Source organism: Pseudomonas sp. 05N434 (assembly GCF_056396965.1).
Map to the genome: position 1 here is coordinate 1 of NZ_JBFTMK010000964.1, position 863 is coordinate 863.

General features: G+C 50.5%; 1 pseudogene. It reads right to left on the bottom strand.

From position 1 onward, the window contains the following. Nucleotides 1-863, bottom strand: a pseudogene (locus tag AC1DLB_RS31085) (hypothetical protein); the annotation flags it as partial.

Consider the following 863-nt stretch of genomic DNA (forward strand, 5'->3'; position numbering starts at 1 on the left):
TGCCAACCCCGTTGTTTCTCGAACAGTATTTTTTCGTCGATGAAATCGCAGTCCGGCACGATCTGCTCAAGTATCTCCCGGGAAATCGCTTTTCGGCTGGGCAGTGGGGTCGATAACGTGGCGACTGCTTGGGAATATACATCCGCAAAGGTCTGATAAGCCTCAATAGCACGATCACCAGAACCTTTATAGTCACTGACCACCTGCTCAAGAGTAATCACGTTGTTCAACAGCGCCCAGTCAATAATCGGGTCGACTGACAGCACGCTGTGCAGAATTTCCTGCTCCTTGTTGACTGGCTCAATCGCTTCAAGTTGCATGACGTTGGCAAATGTCATGGAAAGCACGGAACCGCAAGCGTTGGCTTCTGCTATGGCAACACCCCGACAGAACGTAATCCATTCGGGGGTGCCCAGTCGCAATGATTCGGGCAGATTTCTTACCAGAAATTCGGGTGCCCTGCCTGCCAGCAGCAAGTAGGCGGCGAGCGTACTGGTGTTAGAAGGAATGTCATGCTCATTCTCAAGATGCCGTTCCAGTTCAGTGAAAACCTCTGGAACCGATTTCTCTATGTTTTCAGGTGCATAAAGGTTGTAACCCGCGATGTGATTTCGACGCTCGTCGCCTCCCGCGTCCGGGTAAATGTCGAGAATAATTGCAGTCATGAGCACCTGCTCGAGGTTCAACTCTGAGACGGACTCACCTGATTTGGATCCGTACCAGTCAAGCGCTTTTAAGTAACTTTCGGACCAGCTTTTGAAATAGGGGTGTACACCCAATTCATGCAGCAGTTCGCGGCAATTCAATCGGTTTGCTGTTTTCGAACGATTTCCCAATGCAATGCTACACAGGTCCACCAGCAG